We start from the raw sequence: 24,286 nt of genomic DNA, 5'->3' as shown, positions 1-24,286 counted from the left end.
TATTTCTCGAACTGTCTCAATAACGGTCCCGGAAACACGGCCGGTATGAGAAACATGAGCCAGTGGCGGATATTCAAAAAAAGAGATAACGACCTTATCACCCGGTAAAGCAGGTTCGGTGGGGACACTTGCAGCGGAAGCTGGCAAGCTCACAGCAACAAATAAAAAACCAAGAAAAGTTCTGATCAGCGTTAGCATGAACATCCCTGAAATAAAACGTAAAAAGAAAGTAGAGACGCTATTCTACCTGTGTTGTTTCAGATGAAAACAGTAGCTGAATCAATACTCGGGTTGAGTTGCAGATATTATTTTCAGCCTCAGCTAACGCTTGCTCAAGAGGCATTCCTTCTGGTGTGATCGATAAGGCGAGATCAATCCCCTCTTCATAAACCGCCTCATAGCCATCACCAAGCCTTCCGGCAAAGGCAACCACAGGAATCTCAAATTGCTTTGCCCGTCTGGCAACACCTACAGGGGTCTTACCCGCTAAAGACTGACCATCAAGACTGCCTTCACCGGTGATGACCCAATCTACGTCGGCACACTTCTGATCGAACTCAACAATGTCCAGAACCTGCTCAATACCGGGTTTAAGGCTTGTATCAAAAGCAGCCAGAAAAGCAGCGGAAAGGCCTCCGGCAGCGCCACTACCGGGAATATCTTTGATCTGACGACCATAGGTTTCATTCAGAATCTCGGCCCAGTTCTCAAGCCCTTGGTCTAAAGCTGTAACCTGCTCGGGAGTAGCCCCTTTTTGCGGGCCAAAAATTGCACTGGCTCCCGTGGCACCGGTAAGGGGATTATCGACATCGCAAGCCAGCATAAACTGACAATCTGCAAGCCGGGGATCAAGGGCACTGACATCAAGGCGGACAACCGATTTTAGATTACCCCCTGTTGGTGCCAGTGCCGTACCAGATTTGTCCTGTGCTTTAGCACCCAAGGCGGTCAGCATACCAAGGCCGCCGTCGTTGGTAGCGCTACCACCGAGAGCGATCAGAAAGTGGCGAATACCAAGATCAAGAGCATGCAGAATCATCTGGCCAACACCAAAGGTGGTCGTCAGTTCAGGATTTCGCTTCTCGGTAGGTACCAGATGAAGACCTGCAGCCTCAGCCATCTCAATAACGGCAGTATCGTCAGACAGTATTCCTATCTGAGCATTTACCATAGGCTGTTCAGAGGTTTCAGTTTCTTTGGCATAAGCCAGCGGACCACTGACTTCAATGGCTTCTACATTGCCATCCAGAGCAGAAACCAAAACCGGAAGTGTGCCTTCACCACCATCTGCCATGGGCAGTAAAATGGTTTCAGCATCGGGAAGTTCCGCTTTAATGGCCTTATCGATAGCAACACAAGCCTGGCGGGCAGACATGCTTTCTTTAAATGAATCCGGAGCAATCAGAAATTTCACAAAAGGCCTCATTATTTTCTTTGTTGTCAGTGGCACTAATTCACAGATTGAGCTTCAAACACATTTCACTGCGTCTCTCAGTCATTAAATCACTTTTTGTGACAAGGCTCACACACTAAGTAACTTGAGAGACTGATCACAAGTAATTACTCTTATCCGTATTACCCCTAACAGGTTTTTCTCATGTTTCGCCGGTTATTTATGCAAGACAAGTCAGCACCAGCAACACGCAACTTGAAATGGCCTCTAGCCGCGCTTTTGCTGGCGATGCTGGCGATGCTGGCGAGCCCGTCTGCGTGGGCTGAATGTCCCGACTATAAAGCTAAAAGTGCTGCGAATACGCTTTCCAAAGCTTTTTTGGGCAAGAATAGTTCTGTCTTTCAGCCAGCGGTGGTACTGAAGCGCCATCATCCCAGCCGGCAGAAAGAGGTTGCCAGCTACATTAAGGCAGGTAATCAGTACTACACGATGTTTTCCATTGTGAACGGCAGCTGCAAAGCCTTCTTTATCAAGCGTGCTGGTCCCCGTTACTAACCGCCCCCTCAATAACCATCGCACTTCAAAACTGATCTCGAATTAATAAAAAAGCCCCTGCAGATTTCACTCTGCAGGGGCTTTTGACGTTTAGATGTCATCCGTGAAGTAGCTTACACCACTTTCATTTTCGGATGAGGTTGATACGGAATGCGGAAGAACATGGCATAAAATACCGGTACCGCAATCAGTGTAAGTAGGGTGGCAAAGCCTAGTCCGAAGGAGATTACCACTGCCATCCCTTCAAAGAAGGCATCAAACAGCAGAGGCACCATACCCAGAATCGTGGTAATTGCTGCCATACACACCGGGCGTACGCGACTTACTGCCGAGTGGAACACCGCTTCGTACGGCTCAACACCTTTGGACAGTTCATAATTGATCTGATCCAACAGCACGATGCCATTCTTAACGATCATGCCGGAAAGGCTCAAAAAGCCCAGTAGTGCCATAAAGCTGAAGGCGGCATCCATAATCAGAAGCCCCTGGGAAACACCAATCAAAGCTAAAGGCACACAGAGCCAAATCACAATGGATGCTTTGAACGAGTTGAACAATAGCACCGTAATAATGAACATAAACAGGTAGCCCATTGGCAGAGAACTGAAAATGTTCTGCTGTGCATCACGGGAGTTCTCGTACTCACCGCCCCATTCCATGCTGTAGCCACGTGGTAATGCAATCGCTTCAATATCAGGTCGAATACGGCGGAACACTGCATTTGCCGTCTCATTACCCATGATTAACGGATCACCCATCACCGTGATTGAGCGCTTGCGGTTACGGCGTTCAATAATTGGGTCTTCCCAAACAACCTTAAAGTCAGAAACCAGACTGCTTAGAGGTACATAGCTCTTTGTCGCCTGACTGTACACCTGAAGATCATGCATCTGTTCGATGCTCAGACGCTCCTGAGCCGGTGGCTGCATAATGATCGGAATCTGCTTGGTGCCCTCGCGGTAAACTCCCACCTGAGTACCTGAGAAATTCATCAGAAGAACACGATCGATCTCTTTTTTCGTGATACCAAGACGGCGTGCATGGGCTTCATCAAATACCGGACGCAGCACTTTGACGCGCTGACGCCAGTTATCCTTGATGCCTTCGATACCGCCGTCAGCTTCAAAGACAGCTTTAGCCTTCACAGACAGTTGTCGCAACACTTCAGGATCAGGACCGATAAAACGAGCTTCAAGTTTCGAGCCACTTGATGGACCCAGCATCAGACGATCGAGTTTAAAGTCCAGATCACCATGATTGGCATTCAGATATTGGTGGACCTTGGCGATCATGTCAGGAATATCATCCCCCTCTTTGGCCCGAACCACGATCTGGCTGTAGCTGGTATTCGCTTGAGCAGCGGAATACGTCAGCATAAAGCGCAGCATGCCCTGACCTGTGGTCGATGACGCATAGAGTACACGATCATCTTTCAGGATGAAGTTCTGAACATCCTGAACCCGGGCATAGGTCTCATCGATATGGCTTCCTTCCGGCATCTCCATGGTCACAAAGAACAATGGTGTTGTTGATGGCGGGAAAAAAGCCTGTTTCACAAACTGGAACGCCCAGCCTGCAGTAAACAGAGATGCAACCAGAATAAGCACCGTGGTTTTTCGGTAATGGAGCGCTCGGGAAAGCAGCCACTTGTAACCGGTAAACAGAATCCCTTTGTATGGGTCTTCCAGCTCGTGTTCCTCTTTCACCTCTTCCTTAAAGAAGAGATCACAGAAGAAAGGCGTCAGCGTGATTGCTGTAATCCAGCTCAGGAACAGGGAAATCAGAAGCACCTGGAACAGAGAGCCCACAAACTCACCAACGGAATCCGGTGAGAGGCCAATCGGGGCAAAGGCGACAATGGCGATGACAGTAGCGCCCAACAAGGGCCATTTAGTTTGTTTAACCACATCCTCTGCGGCCTGTAGCTTGCTGTAGCCACGTTTCAGGCCGATCAGAACGCCTTCCGTAACAACAATGGCGTTATCAACCAGCATACCCAGCGCGATAATCAAACCGCCCAGAGAGATACGCTGCAGGTTGATCCCCATATACTGCATGACGATAAAGGTGCCCAGAATCGTCAGCAGCAGGATAAGGCCGATCAGAATGCCCGAACGGACACCCATGAAGACCAGCAGAACCAGAATAACGATACCAACGGCTTCAAACAGGTTAAGCAGGAAAGAACTGACAGATTTATCAACCTCATGGGACTGGAAGTAGATCGTATTCAGTTCGATACCCGCAGGTTGCTGGTATTCCAGCTCATGGATACGGTCTTCAAGATGCTTGCCCACATCAACAACATTCACACCTGATGAGAAGGAAACACCCAGCAAAAGCGAACGCTGGCCGTTAAAGTCAACACGATGATTAGCCGGATCTTTATAGCCACGGCGAATTTCAGCCACATCACTCAGATAGACCGTATCACCGGTTGGTGAAGGCAGCAGCAGGCTTTCAAGGGCCGTAAGGTCTTCAAATTCACCTGTTGTGCTGATACGAATGTATTCGCTACCCACCTTAACGCGACCAGCGTTAGATACAGCATTCTGGCTGCTCAGTAGCTGATCCAGCTGACCCACGGTTATGCCTAACGCAGCAAGACGCGCACGGGAGATCTCGATAAAGATCTGCTCCTGCTGCTGGCCGGCTATAGCCACCTTGCTGACACCATCAACCAGAACCAGCTCACGGCGCAGAAAGTCGACATAGGATTTCAGGTCATTGTAGCGATAGCCTTCACCGGTGACCGCCAGCAAAACGCCATAAACATCGCCAAAGTCGTCAATGACATTAGGTGATGAAGCGCCCTTTGGCAGAGACGTTGACAGATCACGCATCTTTTTCCGAAGTTCATCCCAGATCTGATTAAGATCCGGACCACGATAGGTATCTTTAACCGTCAGCTGAACTTTGGAATAGCCCGCTTTACTGGTGGAGACCAGCTTATCAACGTAAGGCAGATTCTGAATCGCCTGCTCGATGGGATATGTAACTTCCTCTTCCACCTGTTCAGGTGTTGCACCCGGGTAATAGGTAATAACCAACGCATCTTTAATGGTGAATTCGGGATCTTCAAGCTGACCGAGTTTAGAGAAAGAGATCACGCCACCAATCAGCAGAATGAAGGTAATCATCCAGCTGGAGACTTTTTTCTCGATAAAATATTTAGCGATACTCACCCTTACAGCCCCCGCTCTTTAACCCAGGGACGCACTTCCATGCCTTCTTTGATGGCATGAACACCTGCAGCGACAATCTGCTCACCTTCACGCAGACCGGAAGTCACCTGAATCATATCGCCCTGAAGCTCACCAATGGTGACCGCACGCTTGGTTAAGCGATGATCTTCGCTGTTGTAGACCCACACGGAGCGATCTTCACTGTCTACCGGCTTAGCTTCATCCATAAAGACAGCCTCAACCGGAACCAGCCAGAAAGCAGGGTCACCCAACAACTCATTTACATTAACTTTAACTTCGGCGGTCATACCCGGTAGCAGAGTGACGGAATCCGGATTTGGACGCGGCATGGTCAGAATAACGTCATAACCCTTAGTGCTTGGGTCAGGATTGGTGCTGTGCTCTTTGTAGCGAGCTTCAAAGAACTTACCCGGTACACTTTCCACTGAAACCTGAGGCAGGTAGCTGGTGTTATCTTTGCGGATTCGGGCAATAAGATCTTCAGGAACCTGAAAACGTACATCGATGGTCTCAGCATTCTCCAGCTTCACAATAGGCGCTGTTGCGCTGACAAATTCGTAGTTATCGGCATAAACCTTAGCGATGACACCGTCATAGGGCGCTTTAATAGCACTGTAGGTCAGCTGATTCTTCGCTTGCTGCAGTGCTGTCTCTGCTTGCTCCATAGAGGTTTTAACCTCATCCAGCTGCGCCTGAGTGGCAGCCTTCTGTTTCACCATAGCGCTGATACGCTGATGCTGAAGCATCGCCAGGTCATAGGCTGTTTGGCGCTGTTTCACATTCAGCAGGAAATCCTGATCGTCCAGCGCTGCTAACAACTGACCTTTGCGAACCTTCTCCCCTTCCGTTACCGGCAGCTTTTCCAGTTCTCCGGAAACACGAAAAGCCAGGTCCGTTTCCTGACTGGCAACAAACTCTGCCGGAAAATATCGGATGGAGACACTCTGATGACCGATAGTAGCCAATTTCACAGGTCTAATGATTTCTGCAGAAGCTTCAACGGCCTCTTCTTTCTGACAACCTGCCAGCAGCAGGGTGGATGATAAAGCGCAGGCGATCACAAATGAACGTGATGGAGCAGGCATCGTTATTGTTCCTCGGGTCTGGGATCAGGTTCGTTCTTATATCTACAACTAATTCAGGGTTTTGCCGGATACTCTAACAACTATAGTCTTAATAAGTATCTGAAAGGCAAATATCGGGACGAGCATATTAGAGCAAATGCGTCAGATGAGACATCCTAATTATTCATCAAATTAAAACAAGTGATTAAACAATTAAGACCAAAATGAAAAAAAGCCAGCGTAATACCGGCTTTCAGGAATGGGTATCAGTGAGATTAAAAGCCTTGAATGGGTTTAGGGCAATTCAGTTGAGGGCAGGCCTGTTCACCATTTGGTCGCTGACTTTTAGAAATAATTTCCTGCAGGCTATGACGGATATTCTCATCATCCGGTGAGAGTGTGATGGCACATTGTACTGCCTCAAAGGCTGTGCGGTAACATTGACGTGCGAGCTGAATGTAGGCGATGTTATTCCATAACTGACCGGAGCTTCCCAGCGCTGGGCTTGCCAGAAGCGTATCGGAGGCCTGATCAAACAATCCGGACTGGAAATAGGTATTCGACAGCGCCAGCCTCATTTCATCAAATTCAGGCCACTGCTTAACCCCTTGCTCCAGAGCTTTTTGTGCCGAAACATTTAGTCCGACATCGGCCAGGTCAAGACTGGCTTCCAGATAGGCTGTTGAATCAGCTTCAGCAGGGATCTGACCGGGTTTCAGGAAAACATAGGCCCAGCGATCAGTCCTGTCCCAGGTATTCAGGAAGGTGTCAAAATCGACTCTGTGCTCACGATAAGTTGCAGACCGTAGAATAAGCTCCTGTGCATTGAGGTCATAACCCACAATGACAGCAAAATGCCATTGCGGCAGACTCTCGAGAGCCAGGTTCTGGAAAACCAGAACCGGATAACCGGATTCAACCTGTAACAGCAGATGATTAAGATCCTGCTCTACTTTATAGGCCATCAGACCATAGCTACGGCCCGCACTGACCATTTCCAGAGGCAAAGTCCCCTCCTGCTCCGGCAGATAAACCCGATCAATCAGATCGACTGGTTCAACCTCATACCCCTGATGAGTCAAAACAGTAGCTAACGCCGCAGGCCCACACTGGTATTTCTCCTGTGGAAAGAAAGGCACATCCTCGATATTTACAGCCCGAGTCGCTGGCAGCGCATACGCTGAATGCAGGTTAATTGACGCGCTTCCCTCTTCTTCTGACTGCTTTGCAGGATTAGAGCCACAGCCCGCTAAAACGATAGTCAGTAAGAGACACAGGATCAACATGCCAGCAGATCGACGGTAAAGCTCACCTCGGAATAAAAATAAAGGTCGTATTACTGAGCGAGGATTCATCGTGATGATTACTAATTCAAAGAGTATGAAGGACGAAGGAGACTGAGCACAGGCTTATCAGCCTGTGCTCTGGAGATCAGAGAACTCTGTATCTCAGCGATTAATGTTTTTCACAAACGGGAAGACATCAGTTGCACCCAACATATCGGTGATTACAAAGACAACGAAGACCATAAAAGCCAGTCCAAGAATATCCTGACCTGCTGGCTGATCTGCCAAATGTTGGTTCAGCTGAGCGATCTCTGCATCAGACATGGCTGCAACACGGGACTTTGCTAGTTCCGAATCAACACCCAATTGCGTTAACTGCTCCTGAACATCAGCACGATCAAACAGGGCAATAGCCTGTTGACGATCCAGTTGCTGCACAATGGCCTGATTACTGATCATAGCGGCCTGAGCCTGATTAACCGTTACAGACAGCATCAGAACAGCCATCACACCCGCTAATACACGTTTAGCTTTTTGAATAAGCTTCATAACTACTCCAATCGTTTTTAGACAATTTACCTAAACCAAAATCAGCTGTTAGCCTGCCGACCCAACACGGAATTCGTTATCCAGCACGCTGATACCCAATCCAGGTTTCTTATTCACTTTAATCTGAACCGGAATGCGCTCTTTCATGGCGCTGATATGGCTGATGACCCCGATCATCTTACCGCTGGCATTCAGGTTATCGAGGGCATTCAGCGCCATCTCGAGTGTTTCACTGTCCAGTGTACCAAAGCCTTCATCAAGGAAGAGTGAATCGATACGCACTTTATGACTCACCAGATCAGAAAGCGCCAGAGCTAGGGCCAGACTCACCAGAAAGCTTTCACCGCCGGAGAGTGTCCGAGTATCCCTGACAGCATCGGCCTGCCAGGTATCCAGAATTTCAATCTCCAGTTCCGCATCCGCCTTACGACGCAGCTGATAGCGATCATGCAGCTGCAGTAACTGACGATTAGCGAGCTCTATCAGATATTCCAGAGTCAGCCCCTGAGCAAAACGGCGGAATTTATCGCCGTTGGCAGAACCCAGCATGTGATTCATCTGTGCCCAAAGGTCGGCCTTTTGCTGCTGTTGATCGATCTCTTCTGCAAGAGACTTCAGCCCTTCACGGCGCTGCTGATCCTGCTTAAGGATTTGACGCTGCTCGGTTAATTCCGTCTTGAGCATCTCCGTTGCTTGTTCCTGCTCGGTGAGCGTTTTCTCCAGTTGAGGAATCTTTCTTAGGGCTGCATTCACATTTTTGTTTGATAGCTCATCAGAAAGCGCGCGCCATACTGTTGTCTCATCCGATTCACTGTCATCTTGATCTACGGAACGGACGAACTGAGTCAGAGTGTCCTGATTAACTCTTAACGTTACTTCCGCTTCACGCAATGCGTCATCAAGCTCCGTTTTCAACGCCTGCCAGGCTTCGTATTCAACGGCATCCGGCAGTGCCTGCTCAAAGGCTTTCTGGGTCTTGAATGGGCTCGCTTCCAGTGTTGCTTGCCAGTTTTCCTCTGCAACTCTGAGTTTTTCTTCAGCATCTCTACAGTAAGACACCTGCTGACTATGTCGAGCCTTTAGCTCATCGGCCTTCTCTTTATGCTGAGCAAACTGAACCCGCATCTGCTCCAGGTGTTTCTCAGACTGCTCCAGCTGTGCCTGAAGGCGGATGCGTTCTTCCTCAAGGGTCGCACTACCAAAAGCCAGATGACGTTCCTCTTTCAGCTCTTGCCAACTCTTTTTAAGAACATCGAGTTGGGAGCTGATCTGCTGACAACGATCACCCTGTTCAGCGATTTGCGCATGCAGATTATTCAGTTGCAGCTGCAGTTCCCGAAGCTTCTGCTCTCCCTGGCGTTGATTCTCAGAGGCCTGTTGCCATTCGGTAACCTGCTGGCGAAGCTGGATAATCAGCTGATCCTGTTGCTCTGAACCGGATAACAACTCAGGTAAAGCCGTCTCAAATCCAAGCTGATTCAGACTCTGCGACAAGCCTTGTTCAATTAGTCCGATCTGCTGCACAAACTTATCAGAGGCTGTTTGAGCCTGATCCAGCTGGCTGCTGAAGCGTTCAACTTGCTTCTGTAACGCATGAATTTTGGTTAATGAATCCTGATAACCCGCCTCACGCTGCTGTATCTGCTGTTGCAGCTTCCAGATCTGCTGTTTTAATCCGTCACGTTCGTTGCTTGCGGACTGAAGGATTTGTGTCGAATTTTTAAGTGTCTGGCTCGCTGCCAATGAAAAGTCAGGCTGAATATTGGACAGTCCCGATATCTGATCATAACAATGGATGACAGCTTCCAAAGTTGGACTCAGATCACCAACGCTTTGATTATTAAGCAGTTCCTTTAAGCGGCTAATAATGCCGCCAAGCTGAACAGAAGTCTGTTGCCATCCGGTTTCAGCTTGTTGCAGGCTTTGCTGCTTCTGTTGCTGCTCCTGAGTCAGAGACTCGATACGCACCTTTAGCTGATCAATCTGGTTTGTAAACTGCTCTCCTTGCTTACGGGTCTGCTCAAGCTGGGTACGCATCTGTTGAACGCGGGATTCAGTTTCACTTAGCACAATCCCCTGATACTCATGAATCCCGGGATGTTCATGGGAACCACACAAAGGACAGGCTTCATCGGGTTGCAGTCGGTTTCTGGCATCCTGCAATGCGCTGATCTGACGTTCCCGTTCCAGCAGACGCTCCAGGTCCTGAAGGTGAGAACTGAGTTTCTTATACTCTTCCCGCAGTGCTGCCCTTTCTTTCTCAAGCGACGCTGCTTGCTGACTGTATTGGCCTGAATCTTTTTGCTGCTGTTGCAACTGCTCTCTTAGCTTAAGGGATTCCTGCTGAAGATAAACCAATTGCTGAGCAGGTTCTGATAGCTGATAAAGCTCATTCAGAATCGAACGGGTCTGATCATCATTATGAAGGGGATGCTTCGAGAGTTGCTGTTCAAGCGGTTCCAGCTGCTGGCGAAGTGCATTTCGGTCAGCTTCAAAGCCTTTTGTCTGTTGCTCAAGTGGCTCCAGCTGCTGCTGAATCTGTTGTAGTTGCTGTGCAACAGACTTATGCAGTTCTGTATGCTGCTGATGTTCCTGATAGAGTTCGAAACGGCGTTTAAATTGTTCAGCCAGTGCGGGCAGTTGCTCGGCCAGAGGCGCGCAATAAGCGTTATTTTCAAGCCATTGGCGGTTTTGCTGCAGATAGCCCTGTTGCTGGTTTAAATCTGCTGCCAGTTGCTGTTTCTGAGATTCCAAAGCAAGGCGCTGTTTATCCTCTGGCTCCAAGAGTCGTTGTTGCTCTTTAACCTGAGATTCCAGTCGACGAATTTCTTCATCCAGCGGGGCCAGCTCTTCATTTAGCCGCTTTTCAGCTTCTGCTTTGTGTGCTTTATCGGCTTTTAATGCAGTCTCGGCAGTATTAAAGCGATGCTCGGCTTTCTGGCGCTCTCCCTCCTGAAGCTGATGGGCCTGCTCCAGTTGCGTTTTCTGCTCTTCAGCAGTCGCTTTATTCTGCTCCAGCTCTTTCATTTTCTGGAAATGAGGCTGAATTTTCTGGGCAGGGCCAGCTTTCTCAAGCGCACTTAGAACGTCTTTATGCTCCTTAAAGGCAGCCTGAGCAGCTTTCAGAGTGAATTCGGCCTGCTCATTCTTTTGCCAGAGCACATCCAGCTGCTTAAAGGCATCCAGCTCAGTCTGTAAGCGTTTCTGAAGCGGCGTTACAGACTTAAGTTCTGCTTCTTTTTGCTTCAGAGCAGCTTCGTATTCTGCAATCTGATCCGGTGTCAGTAACTCTACCCCTTCAAGACGGTATTTGAGCTGAGTAACGGCATCCTGCTCTTCTTTATGGCGCAGGTAGATACGTTCAGAAATTTGGCCGTAGATCTCAGTACCGGTCAGCTTTTCGAGCAGCCCCGCTCTTTCACTGTCACTGGCATTCAGGAAGGCGGCAAACTGCCCCTGAGACAGCAGCATCGATTTAGTGAAACGATTGAAATCGAGACCTGTTATCTCTTCGATCAGACGGTTTTTGTCCGTGATCTTACTGGCCAGAATTTTGCCTTCGCTATCAGCCAGCTCAACCGTTGGAGCCTGTAATCGCAGTGTCTTTGCGGCTTTACGTTGAGCCCAAAAGGCGCGATAAACAGCACCATTAACGGCAAACTCCACTTCAGCAAGACAGTCCTGGGTGTGATGGGTCATCAGCTGATTGTCGGAACCGGAGACCTGAAGGCGGGGTGTTTCGTGATAAAGCGCCAGACAGATCGCATCCAGCAGCGTTGTTTTACCGGCTCCCGTGGCACCTACGATGGCGAACAGACTACTGCCGTCGAAAGGTTGTTGAGTGAAATCGATCTTCCACTCTCCTTTCAGGGCATTAAGGTTTTTAAGGCGAACGGAGAGAATTTTCATTGTGCACTCTCCTCCTGCATACCAGACTGAATCTGTTGAAAACAGTCGATCAGGGCGCTGCGGCGATCTTCATCCAGCTCTTCCTGGCTTAGGCGCTTCAGGAATACTTCCTCTGGTGTCAGCTCATCCAGCTGAACGGAGGGTTTATGGTCAGCAAGGGTCGATCGTGCTCTGTTCTCTCTGCGAATCCGAAGGACTTCAACCGGTTGTTCGCCGATCAAGGCTTCGATTCTTGGCTGCAGATCCGCCAGATAATCTTCCGTCTGCACATTGATTTCCACCCAGAGGGTCTGGCCACTGGCTAGCTTAGCGGTTTCATCACTCAGATCTGATAGTTGGGTTTCGATATCGGACAGGCTGCCACTTAACCGTATCAGCGGTTGAAAGACCGGAACCGTCAGGCTTTCAGCCTTAACAAAACCAAGTTCCGGCTGCAGTTCAACGATCAGTACCTCTTTCTCTCTTCCAAGCTCATCAAAGCTAAGCGCCATTGGTGAACCGCAATAGCGGATATGCTCGGTTTTAGCGACTTTTTGCGGCCGATGAATATGCCCCAGGGCGATATAGTCCGCAGGAGGAAAAGCATTGGCGGGAAACGCATCCAGGGTGCCAATATAAATATCTTTTACCGATTCTGAGGTGGAGGCACCAACAGTCGTCAGGTGGCCTGTCATCACGACCGGCAGCTCCGGATAGTGTTTGTTAGCAAGGTCGAACAGTTGCCGATAATAGCCCTGAATCTGCTGGGTTAGCTGCTGTTGGCGCTGTTCGGCCGATTGATCTGAACGACTTCGCATCAGATCACTGGGACGCAAAAATGGGATCGCACAAAGTACAGCTGCTGGTTTTTGTTTGGCATCAGTCAGAGCAATCAGTACATCTCGGAGATGTTCACTGGCAAGGTCATCCGTACCGTCATCAAGGGATTCAGGGTCGGCACCAGCTATAACCTGTGTGTTCAGAGCATTCAGCAAGCCTTTTGACTCATTCAGAACAGCAACGGAATCATGATTACCGGCTAACAGAACGAGCTGGCAAGTAGGACATTCCTGATGCAACCGGACAATAAACTGGTTATAAAGCGCCCGCGCATAACTGGGTGGTGTGCCGGTATCAAAGATGTCGCCTACCACTAGCACGGCATCGATCTGATGCAATCTGACTTGTTCCACCAGCCAGCGCAGAAAAGATGCCTGCTCCTGTTCCCTGCTTTTACCATAGAAAAGCTGGCCCAGATGCCAGTCTGATGTGTGCAGAATCTTCATAGAACATCCCTGAAATTTCGGAAACCGGAAGCAGAAATAAAAGATCAGGCCGGATAGCCTGATCGGTATGAACGGAATAAGGTGTATGTTACGTCGAGCTAGGGGCGCAAACCGATTCGCATTTCACCGTTATCGAAGAACTGGGCAACCTGTTTGCGTTTTTTGCCGATGAGAAGGGTACCATCATCAAGGAAGAGAAAATTCTTCCAGGCGCGGCAGAATACTACCCAGCTGGTTTCAATAACGTTTTCACTGTCATAGCAAACATAAACGGTGGTGTTTGCTTCCCAATCGAAGTGTTGCTGCATCAATTCCGGCAGGTCATTGCTGTTACTGTCCCAGGCATTCTGCCAGTTCTCGGTTTCAAGCCAGCTCTTGCTGTTACCTGCCCAGTCATCTTTCTGAAAAAAGCTATGATCGCTGCTGTGGGCGCTGATTTGTGACTGCCAGAGTTGCAGCGAGCGCTCTGGTGTCATCGGCTTAATAGCCGCCAGATCCTGCTCTGAAACAGGCAGGTCTTTGTGTTTAAAAATCCAGCGTTTTGAGTAGTCAGCTAAGTCGATATAACTCATTGAAAGTAAATAACCTTTATTATTGATAGGTGGTTCCGAACAGACTTCGTAAACACCCAGTATAGGAAGTCGGGGCTGCATAATATTGTATCAGCATCAGGCAGTGAAACGTAAACCCAAGCCGGTAATACGTTTTTAAGGCTGCTCTTGCTCCAACTGTGAAAGATACTGAGCAATTTTATCAGCTTGGCTGAAGCGAATCTGTGGGAAGGTCGGCATACGTGGGTACCTTGGATCACCCTTACGAATCAGTTTAATCACTTCCTCCCGGGAAAGCTGATGGGAGAAGGTCGCCGGAATTCCCATCACAAACTTGCCTAAACCATTGGCCTTATGACATCCGGCACAATAATCGGTGTACATCTGCTTACCGGTCGCACTGATCGGCGGTGTATCGTCATTATAAAAACAGCCACCTAGAAACAAAGCTGATACGGCGAATAAAACAGCGATCAGATAGCGCTTTTGCGTTGGGCTTGAGGCTTGATCACCTCTTTGGCCAAATGCTGACATGTCGATTCCCTCCGTTTTTAACGTACTGTTCTTTCGAGTATTTGTTCTTTTTATCTTTCGTTAAGCCCTATCTGAAACATAATGCATCTGACCTCTTTTGTCCCGATACAAAGCTATTTATCTTTTACAGCACTGACTAAATCAGAAAAGCAAAAGAGACGAAAAAGGGAGCCTGTTGGCTCCCTTCCGCGATAAGCGTTCTGTCTGAATCAGACGACAAATGTCATTGATCAACTCTGTCCAAAGCGCTGAATAAGGCTGGACAGATCATTAGCCTCAGCCACCAAATGCAGACTTGACTGACGAGTTGCCCGACCAGCGGCGGCAGTTGTCTGTGCGGAGTGATGGATCGCCGAGATTCGCTCTTTCATCTCGTTTGCCGCAGCTGACTGTTCCTCAGCCGCAGAGGCGATCTGAATATTCATCTGACCTAGCTGACCAATGATGGTCTGTAGCTCCGCCAGCACCTCTTCCGCCTGTTTAATCTCTTCTACGGTTGAAATCGCCAGGGATTCTGAGCTTTGCATTCGGCCAACCACTTCCCGTGTCTGGTCGCGGAATTGTGACAGTATTGTCTGGATATCCAGAGTCGATTGCTGAGAACGATGAGCAAGGTTACGAACTTCATCGGCAACGACTGCAAAGCCGCGCCCTGCTTCACCAGCTCTTGCTGCCTCAATTGCAGCATTCAGTGCTAACAGGTTGGTCTGTTCGGCTATACCGCTGATAACATCAAGAATCTGATCGATATTTTCACTTTGTTCCTGCAGGGCTTCCAGCTGACTGGTAGAGCTACGAACCGAGTCACACAAAGTCTGGATAGCCCGCTCGCTGCGCTCTACGATCTCTTGTCCTGCATGACTGATCTCATCGGTTTTGCGGGATACTTCAGCTGCCGCGTCGCAGTTACGGGCAACTTCTTCTGTGGCAACGGTCACTTGTTCCATTACAGTTGCAGCCTGAGACAACTCGTCTAACTGCTGCTCAGCTTGCTGACTGACCTCTGTTACCTGGTCTGAAACCGCTTCAATATGATGATGGAAATGGCCGGAGGCGTTATCCAGTCGATTCACCACGGTTTTCATGGTTCGATCCAGATAATGCAGGGCGATATCAACCTCGCCCACTTCATCGTGACAGTTACTGTAGACCTGCTGAGCTAACGGGTCAGAGTAAATCTTACGGCTTTTATCCGCCAAACGGCGGTACTGTGCAGACTGCTGAATCGCCGCAATCGTTATACCCATTGCCGCAATCGCCATAATTAAAGCGCTGTTGTTTAACGAAACATCTGTCATCCATAGCGCGAAAGCCAACAGTGGCAGAACCGAGATCAATCCCTGAAACAGGGTAATCAGAGTCCGGCTTTTACTTTTAAACCAATGAGATATTGGTTTTTGGCTATTTTTTACTGAACTGTATAGCGCTTCTGCACGTTCAATATCTGGCTGATCCGGACAGTGACGAACAGACTGATAGCCTGTGATCTCAGCACCATCAAAGATCGGTGTTACAAAAGCATCAACCCAATAGTGGTCACCTGATGCAGTTCGGTTTTTCACCAGGCCGATCCAGTTCCCCCCCTTAGATACACGCTTCCAGAGATCTGAGAAGGCCTCTTTTGGCATATCCGGGTGGCGGATAATGTTGTGGGGTGCCCCGATAAGTTCAGCTTCAGAGTAGCCGGACAAGGTAATGAAATAATCGTTACAGGCTTTAATATTGCCATTCTTGTCGGTCGTAGAAATGATGCAACGGTTGGGATCAACCGGTATTGCCCGCTGTGTTACAGAAGGATGCGACATTCGTTTTTCAATCCTCAAAGGTTTGATAATCAGGCTTCAGCACAAAGATTGGGGCGCTCTTTGCCGTCGGCTACTGCAAGACTTTTAATGAAAAAACTAAATTCATAAGCTGGCAGGGGTTTACTGATCAGATACCCCTGCAGGTAATCGCATTCCAATGCGGAAAGTGCAGCACGTTGTGCGTCTGTTTCGACGCCTTCTGCGACTATGCTCATCCCTAAACTTTTAGCCAGTTGAATAATGGCTTTGGTTACCAGGCGTTCCTGGGGTTGCTCTGTCATTTTTTGCACAAAGCAACGATCAACTTTCAGCTTATCCAGCCGAAAACGGGTCAAATAACTCAGGCTGGAATATCCGGTGCCAAAATCATCGATTGAAAGCATAAAGCCCGCTTCTTTCAGATCCGCCACCACAGAGACTGCGGAGTTTGCATCCTGAATCATGGCGGTTTCTGTAATCTCAAGGGCTACGCGCTCAACCGGAACCTGATGGTGATCCAGAATAGCCATTAATTGTTCAGCTAAACCGGCGTACTGAAGCTGATGGGCAGACAAGTTAACAGCGATACTGCCTTTAAAAGCATCCCCCCAGCGGTTGATCTGCTGGCAAACCTCGGTCACTACCCAGCGACCCAATTCATGGATTAGCCCAGTGTGTTCGGCAATAGGAATAAACCGATCCGGTGCAACAAAACCAAACTGCTCCGAATGCCAGCGCAACAGCGCTTCCGCTCCAACAAGTGCACCGGTTTCGGTATCGACAATAGGCTGATAATTGAGGGAAAACTCACCCCGATCCATGGCCAGATGCAGAGCCTGCTCAAGCAATACGCCTTCTTTGGCGATTTGCTGCAGTTTTGAATCAAAAAAGTGACTGCTGTTTCCGCCCTGCTCTTTAGCGTGGTGCATGGCGATATGTGCCTGTTCGATTGCTTCACGGGGGCGATGACTGGACTCGAGCAAGGTCACACCAATGCTCACCGTTGAGCGCCACTCGATAGACTGGTATTCGATACTGCTCTGTAGAGTGCTAAGTAAGCTCTGGGCAATCGACTCCGCCTGTGACGGAGAGGTGATGTGCGGAGCTGCGATAATAAACTCATCGCCTACAGATCGGGCAACAAGACCTTCAGGCAAAAAGGTATCGGTCAGGCGCTGTAAGGTTACGCGAATAATATGATCACCAAGGGCCATACCGCCGTGACGATTCAGGCGACCCATATTGTCGATACCAATATAGAAAATAGAGATCGGCAGTTGTTGATCCCGCTGTTTACGGTTCAGCTGCTCAATTAGGCCCTGCTGGCCCATGATACTGTTGCTCTGCCCTGGCGTTAGGGAGCTCAGAAGGGTTGGCGCATCATTGTGCAGGACGACTTCTCCCGATGAGAAATAGTGAGTCACCTGCCCTGTTTCATTCTGCACCGTATAAATAGTTTTTTGTTCCGGATATTCACGGCCGTCTTTACGGCGGTTCCAGATAAGCCCCGACCAGTAACCATCATTGATCAGACTGTTCCAGAGATCGCGATAGAAAGCCTTGTCCTGACGGCCAGAACTGAAGAAACCCGGATCAAAGCCCATTACTTCGGCAGATGAATAGCCTGAAATCTCTTCAAAACGCTTATTAGCCAGCACGATACGGTTGCTGGCATCGGTTACAACAACAGAAGCGCGGCCGGAATTAAAAATGCGCTCAAAAAGAGTCCATTGATCCTGGTATTTCTGACGCCAGCGAATATCCCGGATAAAACACAGTGCTGTTGAGTCTGAAAGCAGCTTCAGAGACCATTGGAAATGGAATGATTTACCATCAGGCGCATGTCCACGACTTTCAGCTGTGATTGCTGAATCACTTGCCAGTTGGTGGAGAATCTCTTCATGACTCTGGTAATGACTGCCTTTAAGCCAGGAAAAAATCTCTTTGGAGGAAAGATGATATTGGTCTGCCATCTGTTTCAGATGGGCATTACATGTAATTACCGTTAACTGCTGATCCAGAGCGATATGAGCAAACGCCATATCAATCAGTTCCATCCCTTGCGAAACACCTTCCAGTGAGTGCAAGACGTCAGCAGACATTCCATAACGGTCCAATTTGATACTCCATCGGATATATTGGCAACAAACAAAAAACAGCCTTATAGGCTGAGGCGCGCGCAATCTATCACCAGTTCAAATAGATGAAAAGATGTCTTAAGGACTAAGGAATGACCTTTGAAAAATGATGGGCATCAAAAAAAATGAGCTTGTGATTTGATATGAGGCAAAACACCAATAAAAATCAGGGTATTAGGAAAGAATATGAATAAAATAAATATGCATAACCGAAATATCATTTAATACAAAATTACAATTCTTTACAAAAGCAGCATCGATTTGTCATCAAAACACCTCTTTTTCAGCTTCCTCCTCACTATATAAACGCACGCAATTTCTTCCCTCTCGCTTGGCACTGTAAAGTGCATTATCAGCTTGGGCGATCACTTTTGATAACAGATCTGATGTACCAGCCCCATTTACATAGCCTCGGCTGAACAGACTGATACCAAAACTACAGGTCAGACGTATCATCTCCTGTTGATCACTTAAGAGTTCTGTTGAGGCAATTAACAGACGCAGCTCTTCAGCTAACTTGAATGCTTTACCGGAATTAACCCCAGGAAGCACCATTAGAAACTCTTCACCACCAATACGCCCGATTAACCCATCAGATGGCAATACTTCCCGGCAACGATCCGCAACCTGAACAATTGCCTTGTCTCCCGTCGGATGCCCCCAGCGGTCGTTGATCGCTTTAAAATGATCGATATCCAGAACGACAACCGATAACGGGTCACCATAGCGCACCGAGCGTTGCAGCAATTTTTCGGCCTCATCAAGTACTGTTTTGCGATTTAAGAGACCTGTTAAACCATCCTGTCGTGCCAGAGTGTACAGATCGCGTTCTAACTGTTTACGTAAACTGATATCCCGCATTACTGCGATATAGCCCTGATGACTACGCGCTCCAGTATGCTCATCCTCATCATAAAGGGCTGACATGGTCGTCATTTGGGTGAATATCTCACCGGTTTTTCTTTGATTAATCAGCTCCCCATGCCAGTAGCCATTCTGGTTTAACCCTGTCCAGAGATCATTATAAGTTTCCGGACTGGTCAGGCCACTGGACAGAATATTGCAGTTTTGCCCGAGTACGATGGATGATTCATAGCCGGTAATACGGGTAAATGCAGCATTAGTGTACTGAATATGCCCACTCTGATCGGCAATCAATATCGCCTCACCCGCTGCCTCAAGCGCCTCATTCTTCCAGCGCTGTTTTTGCAGTTCAGTGACCTGTAGATCCAGTGCCTGCTGCACATTATTCGCTAAAGCATCCAACCGCTGCTCAAATGTTGAACCCTGTTCGCCTTTAAAACCGGTTTGCACCCTACTTTCAATCCGGGTAAGAAACCGATCCAAGTGTTTAAAATGCCGGCGATAAATCAGGCAGAGACTTAACTGGCAAAGGGTGAAAAAGACAGATGCCAAAATAGCAAAATTGATGAAGTTACGATTCTTTTGTTCATCCTTAGCCAGTTGCGCTTTATGCAACATTTCAAGCTGGCGAATAAAGTTTCTGAAGGCTCTTTGATTCTGTAGTGCCAGCTTGGAGTGTATGTCACGATGTTCGTTAAAGCGGGTGCGCATTAGCCCGATCAATTCCTTCTGCTGACCATCAGACTTTAGCTGTTCGAGAGACTGGCGGATAGCCAGTAGTTTCCGGCCGGCATTGAGTGACTTAACGAGTGTGTTTTCAACCTGCTGTCGCTCAGTTCGTATCAGATGGGTCGCCTGATTTTGTGGCGTCAGCCAGCCTTCATTATCCAGCAGTGCCTGCATCAGGCGTTTGGCTTGCTTTTCAAAAGAGGAACGTATGCTCAGGGTGTCGCCGAGCTCATCAGAATGCAGATCCGTCAGCATTAACGAGAGGTAATTAGCTTCATAAGCTAACTCATGGCTGGCATAAAGTGCCTGGCGTACAGAAGCCGAGCTGTCTGTACTGGATGCACTTTTAAAGAGAAACAGCGAACCGATAAAGCCGATCAGAAGAACGAATTCAATAGTAAAAAAGAGGGTGAGATGTTTTGCAGGTGTTCCTGAATTAACACGATCCATGATAATACTGGCGGCCATCCATTCGGCTAATTGAAAGCACTAAATTTTCGGATACAGCTAAAGTAGTGGGTCGTCTATTGTCTTTAAACTCACGTTGGAAACATTGCGGTATCTCAAAAAAGTAATTCTTTTACCACTAATTAAATTAGCGTAGACATAAATCGTATTTTTTCTAGCTGCAAAAGTCGCCATTTTGTAGAATCTCAGGCTTTATTTCTTGTTGTTCCACCCTAAACAGATAAGGCAACCCAATGACTTTAAATGATTTTTTGCAAAAGCTGACCAGTGAGCAAGGCCCTGAATTCGAAGATACCCAAAGTGTGATCGCAGAACTGTATGATTACACTCCAGCAGCTTTCACTAATGGTGAAGTGCAAAATGAAGCGGGTCAAAATGAAGGTAGCTGCAAGATTTTTGCTTTTGCAAAAGATCAGAATCTGGATCAGGAAGCGACTTTGCGTTGCTTTGGCCGCTTCTATCAGGATGTCCTGAACACTCCCGAAGGTAATGACCACGGTAATATCCGCAATTTTATGCAGCACGGTTGGGATGGCATCAAATTCGATTCGGTTGCTTTGGTAAAGAAGTAAGCTAAGGGCACTGAATCAGTATCCATAAAAGCCGGTCATTCTGACCGGCTTTTTCGAGTCATACCTCTGATATTCCACTAATACCTTTGCCTACTCACCGTTCAGGGTCACCACGATTTGTCGTGAACCACCATGATTGCGGTGCTCACCCAGATAGATCCCCTGCCAGATTCCGATATTGAGCTGCCCATTGGTAATCGGGAGTGTCAGACTATTTCCCAGCAGGCTGGCTTTAAGATGAGCGGGCATATCATCGGAACCCTCTAAAGTGTGCTGAAAGTAAGGCTCGTTTTCCGGCACATAGCGATTAAAAAACTGCTCAAAATCGGCTCGTACCGTTGGATCCGCATTCTCATTCAATGTAAGGCTTGCTGACGTGTGCTGAATAAAGAAATGTGCGAGTCCAACCTTAAAATCACTCAGTTCCGGCAGTTGTTTCAGGATCTCTGTGGTTACCAGATGAAATCCTCGCTGACGGGGTTTTAGTCGTATCTCTTTTTGCAGCCACATAGTCGTTTCCTGAGCTCTTTTTTTATAGAAGGATTGATCAGGGAATCATATCGCTTAATCCCGGCAATAAAAAAGGCCTGCTCAAGTGAGCAAGCCTTTCATGAAACGGTTCGATCAGACTGATCAGCTACGGCTGGTGACTTCCAGCAAGTGGTAGCCAAACTGGGTCTGAACCGGGCCTAATACCTGATTCACTTCACCAGTGAATACGGCCTTATCAAACTCAGGTACCATCTCTCCCGGGCGGAAGCTGCCCAGATCACCACCTTCTGCACCGGATGGGCAAAGGGAATGCTCTTGCGCAATGGCTGCAAAGTCGTTACCGGACTCAATTTTCGCTTTCAGATCCAGGCACTGCTTCTCATCGGCCACAAGAATGTGGCGGGCGGTTGCAACGGGCATGATCCGTCTCCTCTGTTGGTAGTAGCCTCAAGGGCTCTTTTTTAATAATTTTGTGGATGGTGCTGGCAGTTAAACTGCTCAAGTCGGGTAATAATACCTGACAAATGCGACAAACAGTCTTATATTGCGCAGCCTCGAAGAAATCAGTAACTGACTAAGATCATAAGATTGCGTTCTGGTTCCCGGAAATTGGCAAATTTGGAGTTTAAATGGCGTTAACGTGTCGAATGGGCTGTGCTGCATGTTGTACATCCCCCAGCATCTCTAGCCCTTTGCCTAAAATGCCCCAGGGTAAGCCTGCCGGTGTGCCCTGCCCTCACCTGATGGATGATCTTCGTTGTGAGCTGTTCGGTAAACCTGAACGTCCGAAGGTTTGTGGTGACTTTCAACCTGCAGAATATGTTTGTGGTGAAACCCGGGAAGAAGCTCTGAAGCTTCTTACCGAGCTGGAAAACTGTACCTGATAGTCACTATCGATAACATCATTGGCTGACAATCAGCTGATGCACTGCTTTAGCAATAAGGTCTTTCTTGACCTGAGTACGGGTCACCGGCTGGTTGAACCAGAAGCTTAACGGCTGATCATAGCCGATACCGTGCATATAGTTGTACAGTGCCTTACGAAGCCCCTCACCCAACATCTCATGGTCTGTGCCTGTCGGATCAGTGAAGTCGACATCGTTTTCGGCAAACAGGGTTTCCGGACGATCTGCCAGTGTAATGCCGTACTCTTGAGGATTGATGCCGATTGGGCTGTGAATTGTCGCTGCGAAGCGGTGCCAGTAGGCAGACTGGAAACAGCCCTGCTGCATCATCTGGCGTACCATCTCCAGCGCATCGACCGTTTCCTGTTCAGTCTGGGTCGGAAAGCCGTACATCAGGTAAGCATGTACCAGAATACCTGCATCACTGAATGCTTTTGTCACCCGTGCCACCTGTTCGACACTTACGCCCTTTTTCATCAGCTTAAGCAGTCGATCAGAGGCAACCTCAAGACCGCCACTAACTGCGATACAGCCGGAATCCGCCAGTAACTGGCATCGTTCAGGGGTGAAGGTTTTCTCGAAACGGATATTACCCCACCAGCTGATCACAACCCCTCGCTCAATCAGGCGTTTAGCCAGCGCAAAAAGCGCTTTAGGCGGTGCTGCTTCATCAACAAAATGGAAACCCGTTTGGCCGGTTTCTTCGATTAACTGTTCAATTCGATCCACCAGAATATCGGCACCAGCCTCGTCATAACGGTCGATGTAGTCCAGTGTTACATCGCAGAAGCTGCACTTTCGCCAGTAACATCCGTGGGCGATCGTCAGTTTGTTCCAGCGGCCATCACTCCAGATACGGTGCATCGGATTCAGCATCTCACAGAGGGAAAGATATTCCCCCAGCGGCAGGCCGTCATAAACAGGAGCACCGACATCGGTTTGCGGAATATCGTGCAGTTCCGGATTTTCATTCAGATGGACGTATTGCTCGCCATTTTCATCTTCAGCGAGAAAATAGGTGCGTACCAGTTCGTCGGCCTCCCGCTGACCATCAAAATATTCCAGCAGCGTCATAAAAGGACGTTCACCATCATCGAGGCAGATGAAGTCGACAAACTCAAATAAACGGGGATCTTTCAGAGCACGCAGCTCGGTATTGACGAATCCACCACCCATTACCACAGGTAATTCCGGATTGCTCTCTTTACAGGTTTGGGCAATTCGTAGTGCCCCAAGCATATTGCCGGGGAATGGGACAGTAAGAGCGACAACACTTGGCTGGGTTTCTTCCAAGTAAAGCTCAACCAGCTGCTCCAGAATCTCTGAACTGAAGGTTGGGTCAGCCATTAAGGTGTCGTACAGGTCATCAAAGCTCGGATTCGCAGCAGCCAGACGTTCACCATAGCGACTGACTTCAAAGTAAGGATCAACGCCCTGGGTAATCACTGCCGACAGATCGTTGATAAACAAGGTGGCCAGATACTTGGCTTTATCCTGCACACCCAGATCACCAAAGGCGGCTTTCAAGACATCACGATGTTCAGCTGAATCTGTGGAAACCGCTTCCATCTGACTGATCACATCAAAGGCAGGTCCTTCCGGCAGGAAGCGACGGGAGTTGATTCTCAGGGCAATACTCGGATCCTTGCCCTGCAGAAAACGGATAGCAGGCTCAACGCAAAGACGATAACGATCAAATTCGGCCAGAAAGTTGTAAATCACCTCTGGCAGCTGATCATCCTCATACTCTTCAAAGTTTTCTTCTACATGCTGACGGATAATATCCAGCCCCTGAGCTGTCATCATCTCAAGAAAGAGCTCGATGGCAGGATCCCGCTGTACCGCCTCATACCCCCTTGAACGGAGAAAACCGGTGAGATACGCCGTTGCCGGATAGGGCGTATTCAGTTGGGTCATGGGAGGGGTCATCAGAAGAACGGTCATAGCCTGCCTTAAATGGTCAATCTGTCGGTAATTTCAGGCGGGCATTCTAACAAAAGCCCCGTGCAAAGCCCTAAAGCT

Annotated in this window: 17 protein-coding genes and 1 pseudogene; 3 read left to right on the top strand and 15 right to left on the bottom strand. The window is 48.4% G+C overall.

Annotated features, from left to right (window positions below; genetic code table 11):
- Window positions 1–238: 238 nt before the first annotated feature.
- Entirely contained in the window at window positions 239–1,414 is a 1,176-nt protein-coding gene (locus tag BV405_RS02685; RefSeq protein ID WP_086479503.1) for a glycerate kinase, read from the bottom strand.
- 234 nt (window positions 1,415–1,648) lie between these two features.
- Between BV405_RS02685 and BV405_RS02680 the strand changes: the two genes are divergently transcribed.
- A complete protein-coding gene (locus BV405_RS02680; RefSeq protein ID WP_245832218.1) occupies window positions 1,649–1,948 on the top strand; it encodes a hypothetical protein in 300 nt (99 codons plus the stop codon).
- 113 nt (window positions 1,949–2,061) lie between these two features.
- On the opposite strand, the gene BV405_RS02675 is transcribed toward BV405_RS02680, so the two are convergent.
- The 11 genes from BV405_RS02675 to BV405_RS02625 all read right to left on the bottom strand — a co-directional run bounded on the left by BV405_RS02675 (window position 2,062) and on the right by BV405_RS02625 (window position 20,295).
- Complete coding sequence (locus tag BV405_RS02675) at window positions 2,062–5,133, bottom strand: efflux RND transporter permease subunit (protein WP_086479296.1); 3,072 nt, start codon at window positions 5,131–5,133, stop codon at window positions 2,062–2,064.
- A gap of 2 nt (window positions 5,134–5,135) precedes the next feature.
- Window positions 5,136–6,239: an efflux RND transporter periplasmic adaptor subunit gene (locus BV405_RS02670; RefSeq protein ID WP_086479295.1), complete on the bottom strand. Its 1,104-nt coding sequence runs from the start codon at window positions 6,237–6,239 to the stop codon at window positions 5,136–5,138.
- A gap of 254 nt (window positions 6,240–6,493) precedes the next feature.
- Window positions 6,494–7,504 (bottom strand): PA2778 family cysteine peptidase, encoded by a 1,011-nt coding sequence (locus tag BV405_RS02665; RefSeq protein ID WP_217895550.1) that lies wholly within the window; start codon window positions 7,502–7,504, stop codon window positions 6,494–6,496.
- Between the two features lie 162 nt (window positions 7,505–7,666).
- Window positions 7,667–8,053, bottom strand: a complete 387-nt coding sequence (locus BV405_RS02660; RefSeq protein WP_176330020.1) for a DUF6627 family protein — start codon at window positions 8,051–8,053, stop codon at window positions 7,667–7,669.
- Window positions 8,054–8,101: 48 nt separating this feature from the next.
- Window positions 8,102–11,962 carry an AAA family ATPase gene (locus BV405_RS02655; protein ID WP_086479293.1) on the bottom strand — a complete coding sequence of 1,287 codons (3,861 nt, stop codon included), beginning with the start codon at window positions 11,960–11,962 and terminating at the stop codon, window positions 8,102–8,104.
- The gene (gene sbcD / locus BV405_RS02650) at window positions 11,959–13,227 is read right to left on the bottom strand and encodes an exonuclease subunit SbcD (RefSeq protein ID WP_086479292.1); all 1,269 of its coding nucleotides are present in this window, start codon (window positions 13,225–13,227) and stop codon (window positions 11,959–11,961) included. Before sbcD ends, BV405_RS02655 begins: the two co-directional genes overlap by 4 nt.
- A 98-nt stretch (window positions 13,228–13,325) precedes the next feature.
- Window positions 13,326–13,799: a DUF2947 domain-containing protein gene (locus BV405_RS02645; RefSeq protein WP_086479291.1), complete on the bottom strand. Its 474-nt coding sequence runs from the start codon at window positions 13,797–13,799 to the stop codon at window positions 13,326–13,328.
- A 135-nt stretch (window positions 13,800–13,934) separates the two neighbouring features.
- Window positions 13,935–14,312, bottom strand: coding sequence for a c-type cytochrome (locus BV405_RS02640; RefSeq protein ID WP_086479290.1), 378 nt, complete (start codon window positions 14,310–14,312; stop codon window positions 13,935–13,937).
- A gap of 230 nt (window positions 14,313–14,542) precedes the next feature.
- Window positions 14,543–16,117, bottom strand: a complete 1,575-nt coding sequence (locus BV405_RS02635; protein ID WP_086479289.1) for a methyl-accepting chemotaxis protein — start codon at window positions 16,115–16,117, stop codon at window positions 14,543–14,545.
- Between the two features lie 29 nt (window positions 16,118–16,146).
- Entirely contained in the window at window positions 16,147–18,198 is a 2,052-nt protein-coding gene (locus BV405_RS02630; protein WP_086479288.1) for an EAL domain-containing protein, read from the bottom strand.
- Window positions 18,199–18,501: 303 nt separating this feature from the next.
- Window positions 18,502–20,295 (bottom strand): sensor domain-containing diguanylate cyclase, encoded by a 1,794-nt coding sequence (locus tag BV405_RS02625; RefSeq protein ID WP_086479287.1) that lies wholly within the window; start codon window positions 20,293–20,295, stop codon window positions 18,502–18,504.
- Between the two features lie 233 nt (window positions 20,296–20,528).
- Here BV405_RS02625 and BV405_RS02620 point away from each other — a divergent pair, with 233 nt between their 5' ends.
- Window positions 20,529–20,867: a HopJ type III effector protein gene (locus BV405_RS02620; RefSeq protein ID WP_086479286.1), complete on the top strand. Its 339-nt coding sequence runs from the start codon at window positions 20,529–20,531 to the stop codon at window positions 20,865–20,867.
- A 90-nt stretch (window positions 20,868–20,957) separates the two neighbouring features.
- Here the strand turns inward: BV405_RS02620 and BV405_RS02615 are convergent, their stop codons facing one another.
- Window positions 20,958–21,377, bottom strand: coding sequence for a secondary thiamine-phosphate synthase enzyme YjbQ (locus tag BV405_RS02615; RefSeq protein ID WP_086479285.1), 420 nt, complete (start codon window positions 21,375–21,377; stop codon window positions 20,958–20,960).
- A gap of 123 nt (window positions 21,378–21,500) precedes the next feature.
- A pseudogene (locus tag BV405_RS02610) lies at window positions 21,501–21,785 on the bottom strand (peptidylprolyl isomerase); the annotation flags it as partial.
- Window positions 21,786–21,988: 203 nt separating this feature from the next.
- On the opposite strand from BV405_RS02610, the gene BV405_RS02605 reads away from it, so the two are divergent.
- Entirely contained in the window at window positions 21,989–22,243 is a 255-nt protein-coding gene (locus BV405_RS02605) for a YkgJ family cysteine cluster protein (protein WP_086479283.1), read from the top strand.
- Between the two features lie 18 nt (window positions 22,244–22,261).
- Here BV405_RS02605 and BV405_RS02600 read toward each other — a convergent pair whose 3' ends face one another.
- Window positions 22,262–24,208 (bottom strand): B12-binding domain-containing radical SAM protein, encoded by a 1,947-nt coding sequence (locus BV405_RS02600; RefSeq protein WP_086479282.1) that lies wholly within the window; start codon window positions 24,206–24,208, stop codon window positions 22,262–22,264.
- Between the last annotated feature and the right edge of the window lie 78 nt (window positions 24,209–24,286).

Origin of the sequence: Oceanospirillum sanctuarii (genome assembly GCF_002150805.1) — a bacterium.
GTDB lineage: Bacteria > Pseudomonadota > Gammaproteobacteria > Pseudomonadales > Halomonadaceae > Oceanospirillum > Oceanospirillum sanctuarii.
This window is presented reverse-complemented; position numbering and strand designations above follow the sequence as displayed.